The organism is Arthrobacter monumenti (assembly GCF_054511255.1).
In genome coordinates this window covers 17,845-34,290 of record NZ_JBTNCY010000005.1, presented here as the reverse complement: position 1 = coordinate 34,290, position 16,446 = coordinate 17,845, and the positions used below count along the sequence as shown (strand labels likewise).

Here is a 16,446-nt window from a genome sequence, read left to right as displayed (position 1 = left end):
TCGTAATTTCCGGCTGGTGTTCTGCTCACACCAAGAACGTTAGGAAGCCAGAGTGGACGGGCCGTATGGATTAGGTAACGGGGGAGTGACTACCCGATGACGATCTCGTCAGTGCCTCCCGAGGTCGCCTCATAAAGTGTGGCGGCGTGTTTAGTTCTTACGTTTATCCCGCACGAATACCGTTAGATTCTGCCGTCTAACGTCGAACAGCCCAGTCGCCGTGAACAGCTTGCTTAAATTGCTGTGTCCATAGGCGCTTCTATCGAACGACGTGTCTTTGCGTATTTGCGTTCCCACTTCGCCCAAATGCGACCAGCCATCCTTGTTCTTCGATGCGTCCACGGCATTGCGCAACATCTCCTGAACCCGTGGATCCTGGAGATCCTTGGGATTGCCGGCCTTGGGAGCTTTCTGTGGCTCACTGATGTTGACCGTCTTTTTTGTTTCCGCAGTCTTTGCAGCGGCGTGTTTGGGCGCGGCATGCTTGGGACCGGCCGGCGACTTCCCCAGCTCGCTGAGATAGGTGAACTGTGTGCACGCATTGACGAATGCCGCCGATGTTTTCTCCTCGCCAAAGCCATACACCTTCACGCCATTAGCCCGGATACGCGTTACCAGCGGCGTGAAATCCGCATCGCTGGAGACGATGGCGAAAGCGTCGAAAGAATGCGCGTAGAGCAGGTCCATCGCGTCGATTACCATCGCTATGTCCGTGGCGTTTTTGCGTACGGTGAAGGCGAACTGTTGAACTGGCTGGATCGCGTGGAGAGGTAGCTTCTCTACCCACGGTTGAAGGGTCTCAAGTTTCCAGTCCCCGTAAGCTCGCCGGACATCGGCAGCACGCCCCCGGATTGCAAGTTCCTCCAGTATCAATTCAATTTTCGACGCCGGAGCATTGTCGGCGTCTATCAACAGTGCAATTCGTTTCTGATCCCCAGTCATCTCCTGATCATTCAGGCAGGCATGCAAACCGTCAATCCGCGGCTGCGGAAGATGCTGAATAGTTACCCGGAATTATCGTTGCCGTGCCCGCAACTCGTCGCGGATCTCGGTCAACAGCGCGATCTGCGGATCAACTACTTCTTCTTCCTCGGTGATTCCCAGCCGGGCATTCCGCCGCTCGACCATCTTGTTCATGGGGACAACAATGACGAAGTAAATGGCTGCGGCGATCAGGAGGAAATTCACAACCGTAGTCAGTACCGCTCCGAAGGAGACAATATTCTGGGGATCGGAACCGACCTGGAAAGCCAGAATCTTGTCGAAATCCGGGGCTCCGAATATGCCTGCAATAAGCGGCATAATCACTCTGTCGACAAGTGCTGTAACGACGGTGCCGAATGCGCTGGCGATAACGACGGCTACGGCAAGGTCAACGACATTGCCTTTCATTATGAAGGCCTTGAATCCCTGAATCATGGCAATAGACTACCTTTGACCGGACCAGCACCTGCGGAATTTCCTCATGGCAGGGAGTTCCTAACTGGAAACGGCTACGTGATTAGCGTGGTTCCCAAGCATCTTTGTCCGAAATGCGGTTCGTCACCTCGGGCGGCAGCTTCCCAGTGGCAAGGTCCGCAACGGTGACATGTTCGAGCACGTCACGCAGGCTCGTGCGTGCTGCAATCCAGACCTGTTGCAGACCATCCGCGGCAGCGTTGTAGCTGACGGCTTCAGGACGGATTCCGTAAACACTGACCAACGGTCCATCAACAGCGCGGATCACGTCCGCAACGCTGATACGGTCTGCCCCTACTGCGAGACGCCAACCGCCCGATGGTCCACGTTGGCTGCTGATAAAGCCCGCGCGGCGTAAATCCGCGAGGATGGCTTGCAGGTAACCGTGTGGAATGTCTTGTCGCTGTCCGACGTCCTCGGCTGATAGTGGACTGGCGCCGGTGTGGGCGGTTATCTCGATCAATGCCCGGAGCGCGTAGTCGGATTTGGTGGAGACGCGCATGGCTTTCAATCTATCAGAGCAGCCACTGCCAATCGACGCTGCTGAGGCGTTGAGCCAACCGATCAAAGCCGGTCACCTCCGGTTGATGCGAGTGCCTTCTCAGCGTGTCAAGGCGGGTTCGGGAGTGCGCTCGGCCTGATTCTCTGCGCGATGGGCTCTAACCGCACGAACAATCAGGTAAATCCAGCCCAGTGCCAGTGCCGCGACTATGAGCCAGAGAGTTGGAGAAGTCGGTTCGAAACCAAACCAGCTCTCCAGGACGGTTTTGGAGTTGGTGACGACGATCCATCCTCCTGCGCCCACGCCCAGGATGCGTGGGGCCAAACGCTTGACCACCCAAGCGGCTATTGGGGCAGCGATCGCTCCACCGATCAGGAGGGCGAGCGCCCATGCCCAGTTGATGCCTGCGCTGCCAAGGCCCACGAGAAAACCCAGTGAAGCGGCGACCGCGACGACGAATTCGGAAGTATTGACGGTGCCGATGACTTTCCGGGGTTCCATCCGTCCGGAGGCAAGCAGCGACGAGGTCCCCATAGGTCCCCAGCCACCGCCACCGATGGCATCCAATGCGCCTGCAACCAGCCCAAGCGGGAACAGGAAGAAGGCAGAGGGCCTCGCCTTTAGTTGCGGACGCGCCCCTCCCAAGCGAAGAAACCGGTAGATCACGTAGACGCCGAGGCTTAGCAGCAATAGGGCAACCCACGGTTTGGCTGAATCGCCGGGCAGGCCCACCAGGAAGGTGGCCCCGGCAAAGGCACCGATAGCACCGGGCAAGGCCAGGATCGAGACCACCCGCCAGTCTACGTTTCCGAACTTCCAGTGTGAAGCTCCGGAAACCAAGCTTGTGCCGACCTCCGACAAATGAACGACGGCGGATGCAGCAGCCGGAGCGATGCCCACTGTCAGCAGCAGCGTCGACGAGGTAACTCCATACGCCATACCCAGCGACCCGTCGACCAGCTGGGCGATAAATCCCACGATCCCAATCAAAACCAAACTTCGCATCACACACTCCATGTCAGCTAAATAAGTCTACTAAGTTAGTAGAGTAAATGTATTTACTGCACTATGCAAGAGTGCTTCGCCGATGAGTTTCTGTTGATTGGGTACGGTGAAACCATGATGACCACTCCGCAGGATGCTGTGGTGCTCGACTTTCCCTTCCGGGGCAGTTGGCGGGTGGAAAACAGCCCAGCACGACGGGTACCCAGCCATGGCACATACGCTTTTGGCACGTCGCATGCGATTGATTTCGTTGCCGTCGATAGTGCCGGCCGGTCGGGACCGCGCACGTGGCGCACGTTCTTGACCTCAGAACCGGCCGGGATTTTTATTGGGTTCGGGCAACCGATCCTGGCGCCGGCGTCGGGGACTGTAGTTGCCGTCCATGACGGCGAAGCTGATCATCAGGGGCGCCGGTCACAGCTGACTCTTGTGCCATACATGCTGGGACAAGCAGGTCGGATACGTGAGGGCGTAGCTGCCATCGCCGGTAACCACGTAGTGATTGCTGTGAGCCACGGCGGCCCCTATGTGCTCCTCGCACATCTGCGTCAAGGCACCATTGAAGTACGCCCGGGGCAGGCCGTGCAGACTGGCGAAATGGTCGCCCAATGCGGCAACTCCGGCAACAGCACCGAACCACACGTGCATGTCCAAGTCTCTGATTCGACCGATTGGAACCGTGCCCGAGGCGTCCCCATCGCCTTTCGTGATCGCAACGGGAACGCCTGGCTGCCGAACGATTCCGACGTCGTTAAGATCTAAGCCCTACGCGCACTCTGCTTAAGCTGGCTGAGTTTCAGGGAGCGGCACGTTTTGCAGGCGCAGCTGTCCGCGCGCCAACACCTTGGCAGTTTCGACGTCGGTAATCACTACCTGCCACAGCTGCTGCGTGCGTCCCTGATGCAGGGCTTCGGCTTCCACCGAGGCCCGTCCTCCGGTTGAAGGGCGCAGGAAGTCAGTGGCGTTGTGCACGCCTACCGCGAACTGCCCCCGCTCGACGACGGCCTTGCTGGCACCGATGCTGCCTGCGCTTTCGACGATGGTCGCATACACGCCGCCATGCACGACGCCCCATGGCGTGTGGTGGTCCGCGCCAAGGTCGACATATCCGCGCACACGTGTGCCTGTTGCTTCCTCGACGACGAATCCCGACGCCGCGACAAAACGGCTGGAGGCCGCGAGGGACACATCGGGAACGTGAGGGTCGTTTGCCGCCATACTCTGAACTCCTCAATACTGACTTCGATTGTTGAAGTCAGCCTAGACCAGCGTTTGGAGTCAGAGGGTGGGCAGAACCTTCGTGACGCGGCGTTCGTGCATTGCGAGGGCATGCGCGGATTGCTGAAGTTATGACGGCAGCACTGGCCGGTCTCCCTTCACAGTTTCATTAGTACCGCGGAGCGGGTGGAAGGCCGAAGTATTCCTCCAGGGTGTGGATTCCCCGTTCCTTCATCGCGGTCGCATCCTGCACACCGATATACCGCAAATGCCACGGCTCCGGGTTAAACCCGGTAATGGCGTAATAATCGGGCTGATAGCGCACGATGTAGCCAAATTTGTGCGCGTTCTCCCGGGCCCATTCCGCAGCCGGAAGTTTGGCGAAGCAGGGCTGCAGTGAGCAGGCACCGCTGGCGACGCCGATATCCAGTGCCAGCCCGGTTTGGTGTTCGGAGTAGCCGGGCCGTGCTGAGACCCGGTCCGCTTCAGCGACCGAGCCCAGCCGGATGACCCACCTGTTGTAGGTTGTCAGCTGAGTGCTGTAGGACCGGTAGCCGCTGAGCAAGGTCAGGTTGATTCCGTCCGCGGCGGCGGCTTCGAACATCCTGTCTGCGGCCGCAGCGGCATCGTCCCGCAGCAGCGCGTTCTCGCCGGTGACAGCAGAAGTGACCGGCGCCTTCACCAGCCCCGAGGGCGCGTAGTCGAGTGGAAACAGCGGACGTTGCTTATTGACGACGACGGACAGGCTGGACGGGTTGTCGACGGTGACGAAGCGTGAGTTCGCTTCGTCATTCCGGAGCGGGGGACCGGTGCTGCGTCCGGTGGAGCCTGGCGCCGGGGGTGGGTCGGGTGCCGCCCGGGGCTGGCTCGGCGCGTTCGCATCCGTGCCGCGGGAGGGGGAGATGCCGTGCGGTCTTTCCCTTGGAGCGGAGCTGGACGAGACACCGGAGGCTGAGTCGCCGGAGGTTCCGGTTCCGCCCTCAGCGGTGGAGATTCCGGTTCCGCCGTCAGCTTCGGAGTTCCCAAAGTTGTTACCCGGTGACGACGACGCCGTGGTGGGTTCCGCCGTCGTACTTTCCTCCGGTGGGACGGTACAGGCAGCGAGGGACAGGGCGAGTGCCGCCGTCGTCGACCATGCCGCGGTTTTTCGAAGGAAGGCAAGGAAGGCGGGCACGCCGCCTGGAGTGTCCATTACGTCTTCCGGAGCAACATCCGCCGGATTGAATGGTCGGCGTCCTTGGTCAGCACCAGCTGGGCCCGGCCGCGGGTAGGCAGCACGTTCTCCTGCAGGTTCGGCTCGTTGATCCGCTTCCAGATCCCGCGGGCGGTCTGCTCAGCTTCGTCATAGGACAGGCCCGCGTACCGGTGGAAGTAGGATTCGGGGGAGGTGAACGAGGACGTGCGCAGCGACTGGAAGCGTTCGATGTACCACTGCTCGATATAGTCCATTTTCGCGTCCACATATACAGAGAAGTCGAAAAAGTCGCTCAGCGCCAGCCCCGAGCGGCCGTCGGGACGCGTGCGGGCGGGGGCGAGCACGTTCAGGCCTTCCAGGATCAGCACATCCGGGCGGCGGACGACGACCTCGCGGCCGGGAACGATGTCGTAGGTGACGTGTGAATACCAGGGGGCGCGGACCTCTTCGGCGCCGGATTTCACTTCGCTGATGAAGCGCAGCAGGCCACGGCGGTCGTAGGACTCCGGAAAGCCCTTGCGTTCCATCAGGCCGCGGCGTTTGAGCTCGGCGTTCGGGTAGAGGAAGCCGTCCGTGGTCACCAGTTCCACGTTCGGGGTGTCCGGCCAGCGCCGCAGCAGTTGCTGGAGTACGCGGGCGGTGGTGGATTTTCCGACGGCGACGGACCCGGCGACCGCGATGACGAACGGGGTGCGGGTGGTTTTCTCGCCGAGGAAGGTGGTGGTGGCCGCATGCAGCTGACCCGCCGCGCCGACGTAGAGATTCAGCAGTCGCGAGAGCGGGAGGTAGACCTCGCGGACCTCGTCCATATCGAGCGGATCGCCGAGCCCACGCAGGCGGTTGATGTCGCCCTGGTTCAGGGGAGATTCGATTTCGGACGACAACCGCGACCAGGTTTGCCGGTCCAACTCCACAAAGGGCGTGAAATTGCTCTCACCGCCATTGCTGGTGCTCTTGGACTCTTGGCTCACTTAACGCATTCTGCCGTCTCCAGAGGGCAAACTCCAACGTGGGGCCGCCGACGCCGTGTAATAGCGGTACGGGAGACCCGGATGTCACAGGTACCCTTGATGACATGTGTGGAATTGTGGGTTACGTCGGCCGCGCCGGCGCAAATGCGACTGTTGAGAACAACGACTCCAGCCATGGCGCGCTCGATGTAGTGCTCGAAGGGCTGCGACGCTTGGAGTACCGGGGCTACGATTCGGCGGGTGTCGCCGTCGTTACCGACGCCGGTGTCGAGTCCCGGAAGAAGTCCGGCAAGCTGAGCAATCTACTCAGTGAGCTGGAGGGCAAGCCGTTGCCGGCAGCCGTCACGGGCATCGGCCACACCCGCTGGGCTACGCATGGCGGACCGACCGACCAGAACGCTCACCCGCATCTGGCGGACAATGGCCGCCTGGCCGTCATCCACAACGGCATCATCGAAAACTTCTCGGTCATCAAGGCCGAACTGCTGGAGAAGGGCTACGAGTTCCGCTCCGAGACGGACACCGAAGTGGCCGCCATCCTGCTGGGCGACATCTACGCCAACCAGGTCGCCGATCTGCCCAAGGCGATGCAGGTTGCCTGCCAACGCCTTGAGGGTGCGTTCACCCTGCTGGCCGTGCACGCGGACCAGCCCGACGTCGTCGTCGCCGCCCGCCGCAACTCACCGCTCGTGGTGGGACTGGGCGACGGCGAGAATTTCCTTGGTTCCGACGTCTCCGGCTTCATCGACTTCACCCGCCGCGCCGTCGAGCTCGGCCAGGACCAGATTGTCACCATCACCCCCGAGGATGTGACGATCACCGACTTCTTTGGTGCTCCCGGGCAGGGCAAGGAGTTCCACGTCGACTGGGACGCTGCCGCGGCCGAGAAGGATGGCTACCCCTCCTTCATGGCGAAAGAAATCAACGAGCAGCCCGGCGCTGTCGCCCAGACCCTGCTGGGCCGTACCGATGTGGACGGGCGTCTGATCCTGGACGAGCTGCGCATTGACGAAGCAGTGCTCCGCTCGATCGACAAGATCGTGGTCATCGCCTGCGGCACCGCGGCCTACGCCGGTTCGGTCGCCAAATACGCGATCGAGCACTGGTGCCGGATCCCCACCGAGGTGGAGCTGGCGCACGAATTCCGTTACCGGGACCCGATCGTGAACGAGAAAACCCTGGTGGTCGCGATCTCGCAGTCCGGCGAAACCATGGACACGCTGATGGCGGTCCGGCACGCCCGCGAACAGGGCGCGAAGGTGATCGCGATCTGCAACACCAATGGTTCGACGATTCCGCGCGAATCCGATGCCGTCCTCTACACGCACGCCGGTCCGGAAATCGCCGTCGCCTCCACCAAGGCGTTCCTGGCGCAGATCACCGCTACCTACCTGCTCGGCCTCTACCTCGCGCAGCTTCGCGGCAACAAGTACAAGGACGAAATCTCCGAGATCATGCGCGACCTGGCGCAGATGCCGGACAAGGTGCAGCAGGTCCTCGACGGCGTCGATGACGTCCGTGAGCTGGCCCGGTCCATGTCGGATGCCAAGTCCGTGCTGTTCCTGGGCCGCCACGTCGGTTTCCCGGTTGCGATGGAGGGTGCGCTCAAACTCAAGGAGCTCGCCTACATCCACGCCGAGGGCTTTGCCGCCGGTGAACTCAAGCACGGCCCGATCGCATTGATCGAAGAGGGCCAGCCGGTCTTCGTCGTCGTGCCTTCCCCGCGCGGCCGCGATTCGCTGCACGCCAAGGTGGTCTCCAACATCCAGGAGATCCGTGCCCGCGGCGCCGTGACGATCGTGATCGCCGAAGAGGGCGACGAGGCCGTGAGGGAATTCGCGAACCACGTGATTTACATCCCACAGAGCCCGACCTTGATGGCGCCGCTGCTGTCCACGGTCCCGCTGCAGGTCTTCGCGTGCGAGCTGGCGTCGGCCAAGGGTTACGACGTCGATCAGCCGCGCAACCTGGCGAAGTCCGTCACCGTTGAGTAAGTGAGACCGTGCGTTCGGGTCAGTCCCTCGGCTACGGCCCAATCGCTCGGGGTAGCCCCTCGGCTACGGCCCAATCGCTCGGGGTAGCCCCTCGGCTACGGCCCAATCGCTCGGGGTAGCGCCTCGGCTACGGCCCAATCGCTCGGGTCAGCCCCTCGGCTACGGTCCGAACGCTCGAGTCAGCCCCTCGGCCGCGAGGTAGCCCATTAGAATGGGCTACCTCGCGGCTAAGTAGCTGACTCAGTGTTGGAGCGACCGCAGTGGTGGGTCCACCCCAGGGGTGGATCGACCGTAGTGTTAGGTCCACACCAAGGTCGGGCCGGCCGTTCTCCATACCCGTGACTCCCAGCAAATTGCCAGCGAGTGAGTCGGGAACTGCCAAGGACAGAGGATACCGTCGTGTGCGGGCCTGAGGAGTAAGTAACTCCGAGGGAGCATCGTTCTGAAGGGACATTGTATTTTGAGCAAAAAGTGGATAGTAAGCTTGTGCCTCGCGGCATCCCTGTCAGCCGTCACCGCGTGCGGTGCCGGACCGACGGGAGAAGCTGAAGGAAAGCCCTCCACCCAGCAGGAAGCACCTGCCAGTGGTGGCAGCCAGGCGTCCGGCCCACAGAGCGGCGAACAGCCGAAGATGCCGGAACCCGACCTCAAGGGCATCCCTGCCGTAGTGGCCGAAGTCAACGGCGAGAAAATCGAGAAGAAGGAATTCGTCTCGGCCTATGAGGGGCAGTTCCAGCAGGCAGCCATGCAGGCGCAGATGTCCGGTCAGAAAATTGACCAGGACCAGATGAAGGAACAGACCGTCAACGGCATGGTCAGTACGGAACTCCTCATCCAGGAAGTCGCCGAACGTGACATCAAGGCTTCGCAGGCGGACATGAACCAGACGCTGGACGAGCTGGCCAAGCAGAATCAGCTCAAGTCCGGGGACGAGTTCATGGCGGCGCTGAAGAAGCAGGGCATGTCTGAAAAAGAAATCATGTCGCAGCTTGCCACGCAGGTAAAGGTCGAGCAACTCATTAAGGAAGAGGCCGGCAACACCAACGTGACCGAGGCCGAACTCAAGGCCGCCTATGAACAGGTCAAGGCGCAGCAGGCACAGATGGCTCAAGGCGGACAGGGCGGTGGCAAGCTCCCACCGCTGGAAGAGGTCAAGCCGGAACTTGAAAAGCAAGTGAAGAAGCAAAAGGAGAGCCAGGCAACCCAGGCTCTCGTCAAGGAGCTCCGCAAGGACGCCAAGGTAACTATCAATCTCTAATCCGTCTCCGGCGAGCACGTACGATGGAGCCATGATTGTTGGAATTGGCGTAGATGTCGTCGACCTGGCCAGGTTCGGCCGGCAGCTTGAGCGTACGCCCGGGCTGCGGAACCGGCTTTTCGTCCCCGCCGAACGTGAATTGTCGCTGCGCTCCTTGGCGGCTCGGTTTGCCGCCAAGGAGGCCGTGGCCAAGGCGCTCGACGCACCGGCCGGGATGAACTGGCAGGACTGCTGGATCGGCGTGGACGAAGCCGGAAGCCCGTTGGTCGAGATCAAGGGAACGGTGGCTGCCGCAGCCGAGGCGAAGGGCGTCGAGCGGTGGCATCTGTCGATCAGCCATGACGGCAATATCGCCACCGCAATGGTGGTGGCCGAAGGCGCCAAGCGGAATGTGATTGCCGCGGAAACGCCGTAGGCCGAAGTCATGATCCACGCCTATACCGGAACGCAAATCCGCGCTGCCGAGGCGCCGCTGCTCGGGATCGGCCAGGGCAATGCCTTGATGCAACGGGCGGCGTATGGTCTCGCCAGCACTGTCCTGCGCGAACTACGTCGGCTTGAGCGCGGGGTCTACGGCCGGCGCCTGGTCGTGCTGGCCGGCAGCGGCAACAACGGCGGAGATGCGCTCTTCGCAGCCGCCCGGCTGTCCCGCCAAGGGATGGGTACGACGGCGGTGCTCACCTCCGCGCGCGTCCACCCTGAGGCGCTGGCTGCCTTCCGCAAGGCCGGCGGTCGGGTGCAATCTTTGGTCGACGACACAAACGGTTCTGGACCGTCCCCTGGTCCGGACGCTGGTTTCGTGTCCGGACCAGGCTCTGTCTCCGGAACAGGCTCCGGCATGGAGACGGTTTCCGTTCCAGACGCCGCCGCACTGTGCCGGGATGCCGACGTCGTTATTGATGGAATTCTTGGCACTGGTGCCCGCGGCGGACTCCGCGAACCCGTGGCCTCGCTGGTTGAACAACTCGCTGGCGGCGGACCCGACGGACCGGGCAGCTTGCCCGGCGTTGTGACTGACCGGCCGACGGGGAGCCGCTTCCAGGCGAAGCCTTTGATCGTTGCCTGCGACCTGCCCAGCGGTATCGATGCCGACTCAGGCGAAGTCCATGGCCCGGTCCTGACCGCCGATCTGACGGTCACCTTCGGTGGAGCCAAATCCGGTCTGTTCCTCAACCCGGCTGCCGGTTACGCCGGGCGGGTTGAAACCATCCGCATAGGCATCGACGAATACCTCCCCGAACCGGCGCTGCGCCGGCTCGAGACCCGCGACCTGGCCCGGTTGTGGACTGCCCCGGACCCGGCGTCCCATAAATACAGCCGCGGGGTCCTGGGAATAGTGGCCGGTTCGGCCCAGTATCCCGGTGCGGCGCTGCTGACCGCCGGGGGAGCGCTCGCCACCGGCGTCGGCATGATCCGCTATCTGGGCCCGGAAGCCGTGGCCCGCCTGATCAATCTGAACCTGCCGGAAGTGGTGTGCAGCCAGGACTCCGTTTCCGACTCGCATGTGCAGGCCTGGCTTGTCGGCCCGGGAATCGGCGACGACAAACGGCAACTGCGGCGGGCCCGGGACGCCATCACCTCAGGATTGCCGACCGTCGTCGACGCGAGCGCTCTTCCACTGCTGCCCGCGGAGCTGGGCCCTCACGTTCTGCTGACCCCGCATGCTGGGGAACTTTCGGCCGTCCTCAAAGAACAGGGGATCGACGCCAGCCGGAAAGAGATCGAGGCGTCCGGTGCGGAGTACGCCAGACTGGCGGCCGGCCTGACCGGCGCCACGGTGCTGCTCAAGGGCGGCACCACACTGATCGCATCGCCATCGGGAGTTCTGTTCAGCCAGGCCGAAGGCACCAGCTGGCTCTCCACCGCCGGCAGCGGAGATACCCTCGCCGGAATCCTCGGCGCGCTGATGACCACCTTCGCCGAAGTCCCCGGGATAACGGAACGCGCGATGTTGGCCACATTCGCGGAAGCTCCCGGGACTGAAGCACCCGGCATGCCGCCGTCGTCGGGCCTTGCCGGGATGGACAAATTCGCTCTTCTAGGGGCGATGGCGGCGAGTATTCATGGGCGTGCCGCGCTGCTCGCATCGGGTGGCGGTCCTATTTCGTCGTCGCAAATCAGTAAGCTTATGAACCAAGTCTTTATTTCCATCCAACATGGGGATACTTAAAAGGCACGACAAGAGTTACCGACGGTACTGATAATGCCGCCAATTGTTGAGGAGCACGTGTGGAAGTTTGGCCCGGATCCGCCTATCCGTTGGGAGCCACGTTCGATGGCACCGGCACCAATTTCGCCCTGTACAGCGATGTCGCTGACAAAGTAGAGCTGTGCCTGTTCGACGACGACGGCGGCGAGGAACGCTTCACCGTCACCGAACTCGACGGCTTCGTCTGGCACTGCTACCTGCCGCAGGTCCAGCCGGGCCAGAAGTACGGCTTCCGCGTGCACGGGCCGCACGATCCGGAACAGGGCCAGCGCTGCAACCCGAACAAACTGCTGCTGGACCCGTATGCCAAGGCCGTGCATGGCCAGATGGACTGGAACCAGGCGCTCTTCGGCTACAACTTTGGCGATGAGACGTCGCGCAATGACGAGGACTCGGCGCAGTACATGATGCTCGGCGTCGTCGTGAATCCCTTCTTCGACTGGGACGGCGACCGCAAGCCGAAGACCCCGTACCATGACTCGGTGATCTACGAGGCTCACGTCAAGGGCCTGACCGAGTTGCACCCGGACGTGCCCGAGGAGCAGCGCGGCACCTACGCCGGCGTCGCTCACCCGTCGGTGATCTCGCACCTGCAGAAGCTCGGCATCACCGCCATCGAGTTGATGCCGGTGCACCAGTTCGTCAACGACAGCACCCTGCAGGACAAGGGTCTGGCCAATTACTGGGGCTACAACACCATCGGCTTCTTCGCCCCGCAGAACACCTACAGCTCCACCGGGGACCTGGGCGGCCAGTGCCAGGAGTTCAAGGCGATGGTCCGCGAACTGCACCGGGCCGGCATCGAGGTGATTCTCGACGTCGTCTACAACCACACCGCCGAGGGCAACCACCTTGGCCCCACAGTGTCCTTCCGTGGTATCGACAACGCAGCGTACTACCGCCTGGTTGAAGACGACCCGCAGTACTACATGGACTATACCGGCACCGGAAACTCACTCAATGTCCGGAATCCGCACTCGCTGCAGCTTTTGATGGACTCGCTGCGATACTGGGCCACCGAGATGCACGTAGACGGTTTCCGCTTTGACCTGGCCTCCACACTGGCCCGCGAATTTTACGACGTCGACCGGCTGTCCACGTTCTTCGACCTGGTGCAGCAGGACCCGATCGTCTCCCAGTGCAAGCTGATCGCCGAGCCGTGGGATGTCGGGCCCGGCGGCTATCAGGTCGGCAACTTCCCGGCACTGTGGACCGAGTGGAACGGGATGTACAGGGACACCGTCCGCGATTTCTGGCGTGGTGAACCGTCGACGCTGGGCGAATTCGCGTCCCGGTTGACCGGTTCGGCCGACCTGTATGAGCATTCCGGACGCCGCCCGGTGGCCTCAATCAACTTCGTTACCGCCCACGACGGCTTCACCCTGCGGGACCTTGTCTCCTACAACGACAAGCACAATGAGGCCAACGGCGAGGACAATAACGACGGCGAATCCCACAACCGTTCCTGGAACTGCGGGGTGGAGGGGCCGACGAAAAAGAAGACCGTGCTGGCCCTGCGAGCGCGGCAGCAGCGGAACTTCCTGACCACGCTGCTGCTTTCCCAGGGCGTGCCGATGATCCTGCATGGTGATGAGGTCGGCCGGACGCAGCGGGGGAATAACAACACGTACTGCCAGGATTCGGAGCTGAGCTGGATGCACTGGGACGAGTTGGACGAAGAGCTGCTGGAGTTCACCTCCCGGCTCACCAACCTGCGTGCCGAACATCCGACCTTCCGCCGCCGACGCTTCTTTGACGGACGCCCGGTGCGCCGCGGCGAGGGCGAGAAACTGCCGGATATTGTCTGGCTGGACCCGGAGAGCTCCACGCTGAGCCAGGAAGACTGGGACACCTCCTTCGCCCGCTCCATCGCGGTGTATCTGAACGGCGACGGAATCCACGGGCGCGACGAGCGCGGTCAGCACATTTACGACAACAGCTTCCTGCTGCTCTTCAACGCCCACGACGAGACGGTGAAGTTCACCATTCCGGCCGAGGAATATTCGCCGGAGTGGGAGATGGTCATCGACACCGCTGCCAAGAATGATGTGGTCGCCACGCGGACCATCAAGGCGGACGGGGAGGTCTCGGTCGCCGGCAAGGCCGCCGTCGTCCTGAAGTCTGTGAGCGCATGAAAGTTCCACAGTCGACGTACCGGCTGCAGATCCGTCCGGAATGCACCTTGCAGGATGCCGCTGCCTTGGTGGACTACATCAAGGCTCTCGGCGTCGACTGGGTGTATGTCTCGCCCATCCTGACCGCCGAGCAGGGCTCGGATCATGGCTACGACGTGACGGACCCGTCGGCCATTGATCCCGCCCGCGGTGGTCCGGAGGGCCTGGAAGCGCTCGCCGCCGCGGCGCATGGGGCGGGCATGGGGGTGCTGGCCGATATCGTGCCCAACCACATGGGTGTCGCGACGCCGGTCCAGAATCCGTGGTGGTGGTCGCTGCTGAAGGAAGGCGGCGGCTCACGGTATGCGGACGCGTTCGACGTCGACTGGGACCTTGGCGGGGGCAAGATCCGGATCCCGGTGCTGGGGGACTCGGCCGACGAGCTGGAGAAGCTCACCTTGGTTCCCGCCGCCGAATCGAAGAGCGGCGAACCCGAGCTGCACTACTACGACAACTGCTTTCCGGTGGCGGAGGGAACTTTCGACGACGACGCCGACCCGCAGAGCGTCCATGCCCGGCAGCACTATGAGCTGATGAACTGGCGGCGGGCGGATGATGAGCTCAACTACCGGCGCTTCTTCGCGGTCAACACGCTCGCCGGGATCCGGGTTGAGGAGCCGTGGGTCTTCGACGAAGCGCATGCCGAGATTCTGCGCTGGGTCCGCGATGGCATGGTGGATGGGTTGCGGATCGACCACCCGGACGGATTGGCCGATCCGGCCGGCTATCTGGACCGGCTGCGCTCCGAATCCGGCGGCATCTACGTGCTGGTGGAAAAGATCCTGGAACCGGGGGAGTCGTTGCCCGAAAGCTGGGCCTGCGAGGGAACCAGCGGGTATGACGCGCTGGCACAGATCGACCGGCTCTGGGTCGACCCCGCCGGTCGCGAAACGCTGGACGCGCTGGATTCGGAACTGAGAGGTGGCTCCGGACCGGTTTCCTGGCAGGACATGACGCGCGGCACCAAACGGATGATCGCCGACGGCATTTTGCACTCCGAGGTACTCCGCCTCGCCCGCTTGGTCCCCGCCGACGCCGGCCTCGAGCAGGACGCCGCAGCTGACGCTATCGGCGAACTCCTGACCTGTTTCCCGGTCTACCGCAGCTACCTGCCACAGCACCGCGAATACCTGGAGGAAGCAGCCAGACTGGCGAAGCAGTACCGGCCGGATCTCGCCGGCGCTGTGGACACGCTCCTGCCGCTGCTTTCCGACGTCGGGAATCAACAGGGTGCGCCGGCCGCCCCAGCGGCCGCGCTGGCCATCCGGTTCCAACAGACATCCGGCATGGTCATGGCCAAGGGGGTCGAGGACACCGCGTTCTACCGCTACACCCGGCTGACTTCGCTGAACGAGGTCGGCGCCGACCCGTCGGAATTCTCCCTCGACGTGGATCAGTTCCATCTGGAGACCGCCGGACGGCAGCAGGATTACCCCTGCGCCATGACGACCCTGTCCACCCATGACACCAAGCGCGGCGAAGATGTCCGGGCCAGGATCAGCGTGCTCTCCGAAGTGGCGCACCGCTGGACCCAGATCATGCGCAGCCTGCAGGACCTCGCTCCGCTGGAGGACGGCCCGCTGGCCAACCTGCTCTGGCAGGCGGTCATCGGCGCGTGGCCCGCTTCGCGGGAACGGCTGCACGCCTACGCCGAAAAAGCATCACGCGAGGCAGGCAACTCGACCTTGTGGACAGCGCCGGACGAGGAGTTCGAAGCCGCCATGCACCGGCTGATCGACGCCGCCTTTGATAATCCTGAAGTGAACCGCATTGTGACGGATTTCGTCCGGGAGATCGATGGCTTCGGCAAGTCCAACTCGCTCTCCGCCAAGATCGTCCAGTTGACCATGCCCGGGGTGCCCGACGTCTACCAGGGCACCGAGCTCTGGGAGGATTCGCTCGTCGATCCAGATAACCGGCGCCCGGTCGACTTTGACAAACGCCGGCGCCTCCTGGCACAGCTCGACGACGGGACAGGCGGTGGCAGCGCGACCGGAAGTTCAGCCGGTGGCAGTGTCCACACCAAGGTGGACGACGACGACGTCGGACTGGCGAAGCTGCTCGTCACCAGCCGCGCCCTGCGGCTCAAACGGGACCGGCCGGAATTGTTCACCAGCTACACGCCCTTCAGGGCCAACGGCGACGCCGCCGATCACCTCGTCGGTTTTGACCGCGGCGGTGCCATCACCCTCGCGACCCGGCTTCCTGCCGGACTGAAGAAACGCGGCGGCTGGGGCGATACCGCCGTCGCCCTGCCTTCCGCCATGCGGGACGAACTCACCGGCAGGTCCTATCGGGCCGGGGAAATTCCAGTGTTCGATCTGATGAGCGACTATCCGGTAGCCCTGCTGGCCGCCGACGCAGAGGAGGAAACCCAGTGAGCAAGCACCGCAGTTCGAGCGGAGTCAATGGTGCGGGCACTCCCTTTGCCGGCTACCCGACGCCGCGTCGCGACCCCGAGG

The 16,446-nt window shown here is 62.9% G+C and carries 14 protein-coding genes; 7 read left to right on the top strand and 7 right to left on the bottom strand.

The window, feature by feature from the left end:
* Positions 1 to 150: 150 nt before the first annotated feature.
* The 4 genes from ACX80B_RS08415 to ACX80B_RS08400 form a co-directional block, all read right to left on the bottom strand.
* Positions 151 to 942 carry an NYN domain-containing protein gene (locus tag ACX80B_RS08415; protein ID WP_459295041.1) on the bottom strand — a complete coding sequence of 264 codons (792 nt, stop codon included), beginning with the start codon at positions 940 to 942 and terminating at the stop codon, positions 151 to 153.
* Between the two features lie 72 nt (positions 943 to 1,014).
* The gene (gene mscL / locus ACX80B_RS08410; protein WP_459295039.1) at positions 1,015 to 1,419 is read right to left on the bottom strand and encodes a large conductance mechanosensitive channel protein MscL; all 405 of its coding nucleotides are present in this window, start codon (positions 1,417 to 1,419) and stop codon (positions 1,015 to 1,017) included.
* 82 nt (positions 1,420 to 1,501) lie between these two features.
* A complete protein-coding gene (locus ACX80B_RS08405; RefSeq protein ID WP_459295037.1) occupies positions 1,502 to 1,960 on the bottom strand; it encodes an RrF2 family transcriptional regulator in 459 nt (152 codons plus the stop codon).
* Positions 1,961 to 2,059: 99 nt separating this feature from the next.
* Positions 2,060 to 2,965, bottom strand: a complete 906-nt coding sequence (locus ACX80B_RS08400; RefSeq protein WP_459295035.1) for a sulfite exporter TauE/SafE family protein — start codon at positions 2,963 to 2,965, stop codon at positions 2,060 to 2,062.
* Positions 2,966 to 3,079: 114 nt separating this feature from the next.
* On the opposite strand from ACX80B_RS08400, the gene ACX80B_RS08395 reads away from it, so the two are divergent.
* Positions 3,080 to 3,727 (top strand): M23 family metallopeptidase, encoded by a 648-nt coding sequence (locus tag ACX80B_RS08395; protein WP_459295033.1) that lies wholly within the window; start codon positions 3,080 to 3,082, stop codon positions 3,725 to 3,727.
* 18 nt (positions 3,728 to 3,745) lie between these two features.
* Here ACX80B_RS08395 and ACX80B_RS08390 read toward each other — a convergent pair whose 3' ends face one another.
* The 3 genes from ACX80B_RS08390 to coaA all read right to left on the bottom strand — a co-directional run bounded on the left by ACX80B_RS08390 (position 3,746) and on the right by coaA (position 6,349).
* On the bottom strand, positions 3,746 to 4,183 hold the full coding sequence (locus ACX80B_RS08390; RefSeq protein WP_459295031.1) for a PaaI family thioesterase: 438 nt from the start codon (positions 4,181 to 4,183) through the stop codon (positions 3,746 to 3,748).
* Between the two features lie 169 nt (positions 4,184 to 4,352).
* The gene (locus ACX80B_RS08385) at positions 4,353 to 5,375 is read right to left on the bottom strand and encodes a M15 family metallopeptidase (RefSeq protein ID WP_459295029.1); all 1,023 of its coding nucleotides are present in this window, start codon (positions 5,373 to 5,375) and stop codon (positions 4,353 to 4,355) included.
* Positions 5,375 to 6,349, bottom strand: a complete 975-nt coding sequence (gene coaA / locus ACX80B_RS08380) for a type I pantothenate kinase (protein WP_459295027.1) — start codon at positions 6,347 to 6,349, stop codon at positions 5,375 to 5,377. Before coaA ends, ACX80B_RS08385 begins: the two co-directional genes overlap by 1 nt.
* Before the next feature lie 104 nt (positions 6,350 to 6,453).
* On the opposite strand from coaA, the gene glmS reads away from it, so the two are divergent.
* The 6 genes from glmS (at position 6,454) to treY (ending at position 16,365) form a co-directional block, all read left to right on the top strand.
* Positions 6,454 to 8,343, top strand: coding sequence for a glutamine--fructose-6-phosphate transaminase (isomerizing) (glmS, locus tag ACX80B_RS08375; RefSeq protein ID WP_459295025.1), 1,890 nt, complete (start codon positions 6,454 to 6,456; stop codon positions 8,341 to 8,343).
* Positions 8,344 to 8,827: 484 nt separating this feature from the next.
* On the top strand, positions 8,828 to 9,601 hold the full coding sequence (locus ACX80B_RS08370; protein WP_459295023.1) for a SurA N-terminal domain-containing protein: 774 nt from the start codon (positions 8,828 to 8,830) through the stop codon (positions 9,599 to 9,601).
* Positions 9,602 to 9,632: 31 nt separating this feature from the next.
* Positions 9,633 to 10,016, top strand: coding sequence for a holo-ACP synthase (locus ACX80B_RS08365; RefSeq protein ID WP_459295021.1), 384 nt, complete (start codon positions 9,633 to 9,635; stop codon positions 10,014 to 10,016).
* A gap of 9 nt (positions 10,017 to 10,025) precedes the next feature.
* Positions 10,026 to 11,771 carry a bifunctional ADP-dependent NAD(P)H-hydrate dehydratase/NAD(P)H-hydrate epimerase gene (locus ACX80B_RS08360; protein WP_459295019.1) on the top strand — a complete coding sequence of 582 codons (1,746 nt, stop codon included), beginning with the start codon at positions 10,026 to 10,028 and terminating at the stop codon, positions 11,769 to 11,771.
* Between the two features lie 59 nt (positions 11,772 to 11,830).
* Positions 11,831 to 13,945, top strand: coding sequence for a glycogen debranching protein GlgX (gene glgX / locus ACX80B_RS08355; RefSeq protein WP_459295017.1), 2,115 nt, complete (start codon positions 11,831 to 11,833; stop codon positions 13,943 to 13,945).
* On the top strand, positions 13,942 to 16,365 hold the full coding sequence (gene treY / locus ACX80B_RS08350; protein ID WP_459295015.1) for a malto-oligosyltrehalose synthase: 2,424 nt from the start codon (positions 13,942 to 13,944) through the stop codon (positions 16,363 to 16,365). The genes glgX and treY overlap by 4 nt, the downstream gene beginning before the upstream one ends.
* The last annotated feature ends 81 nt before the right edge of the window (positions 16,366 to 16,446 follow it).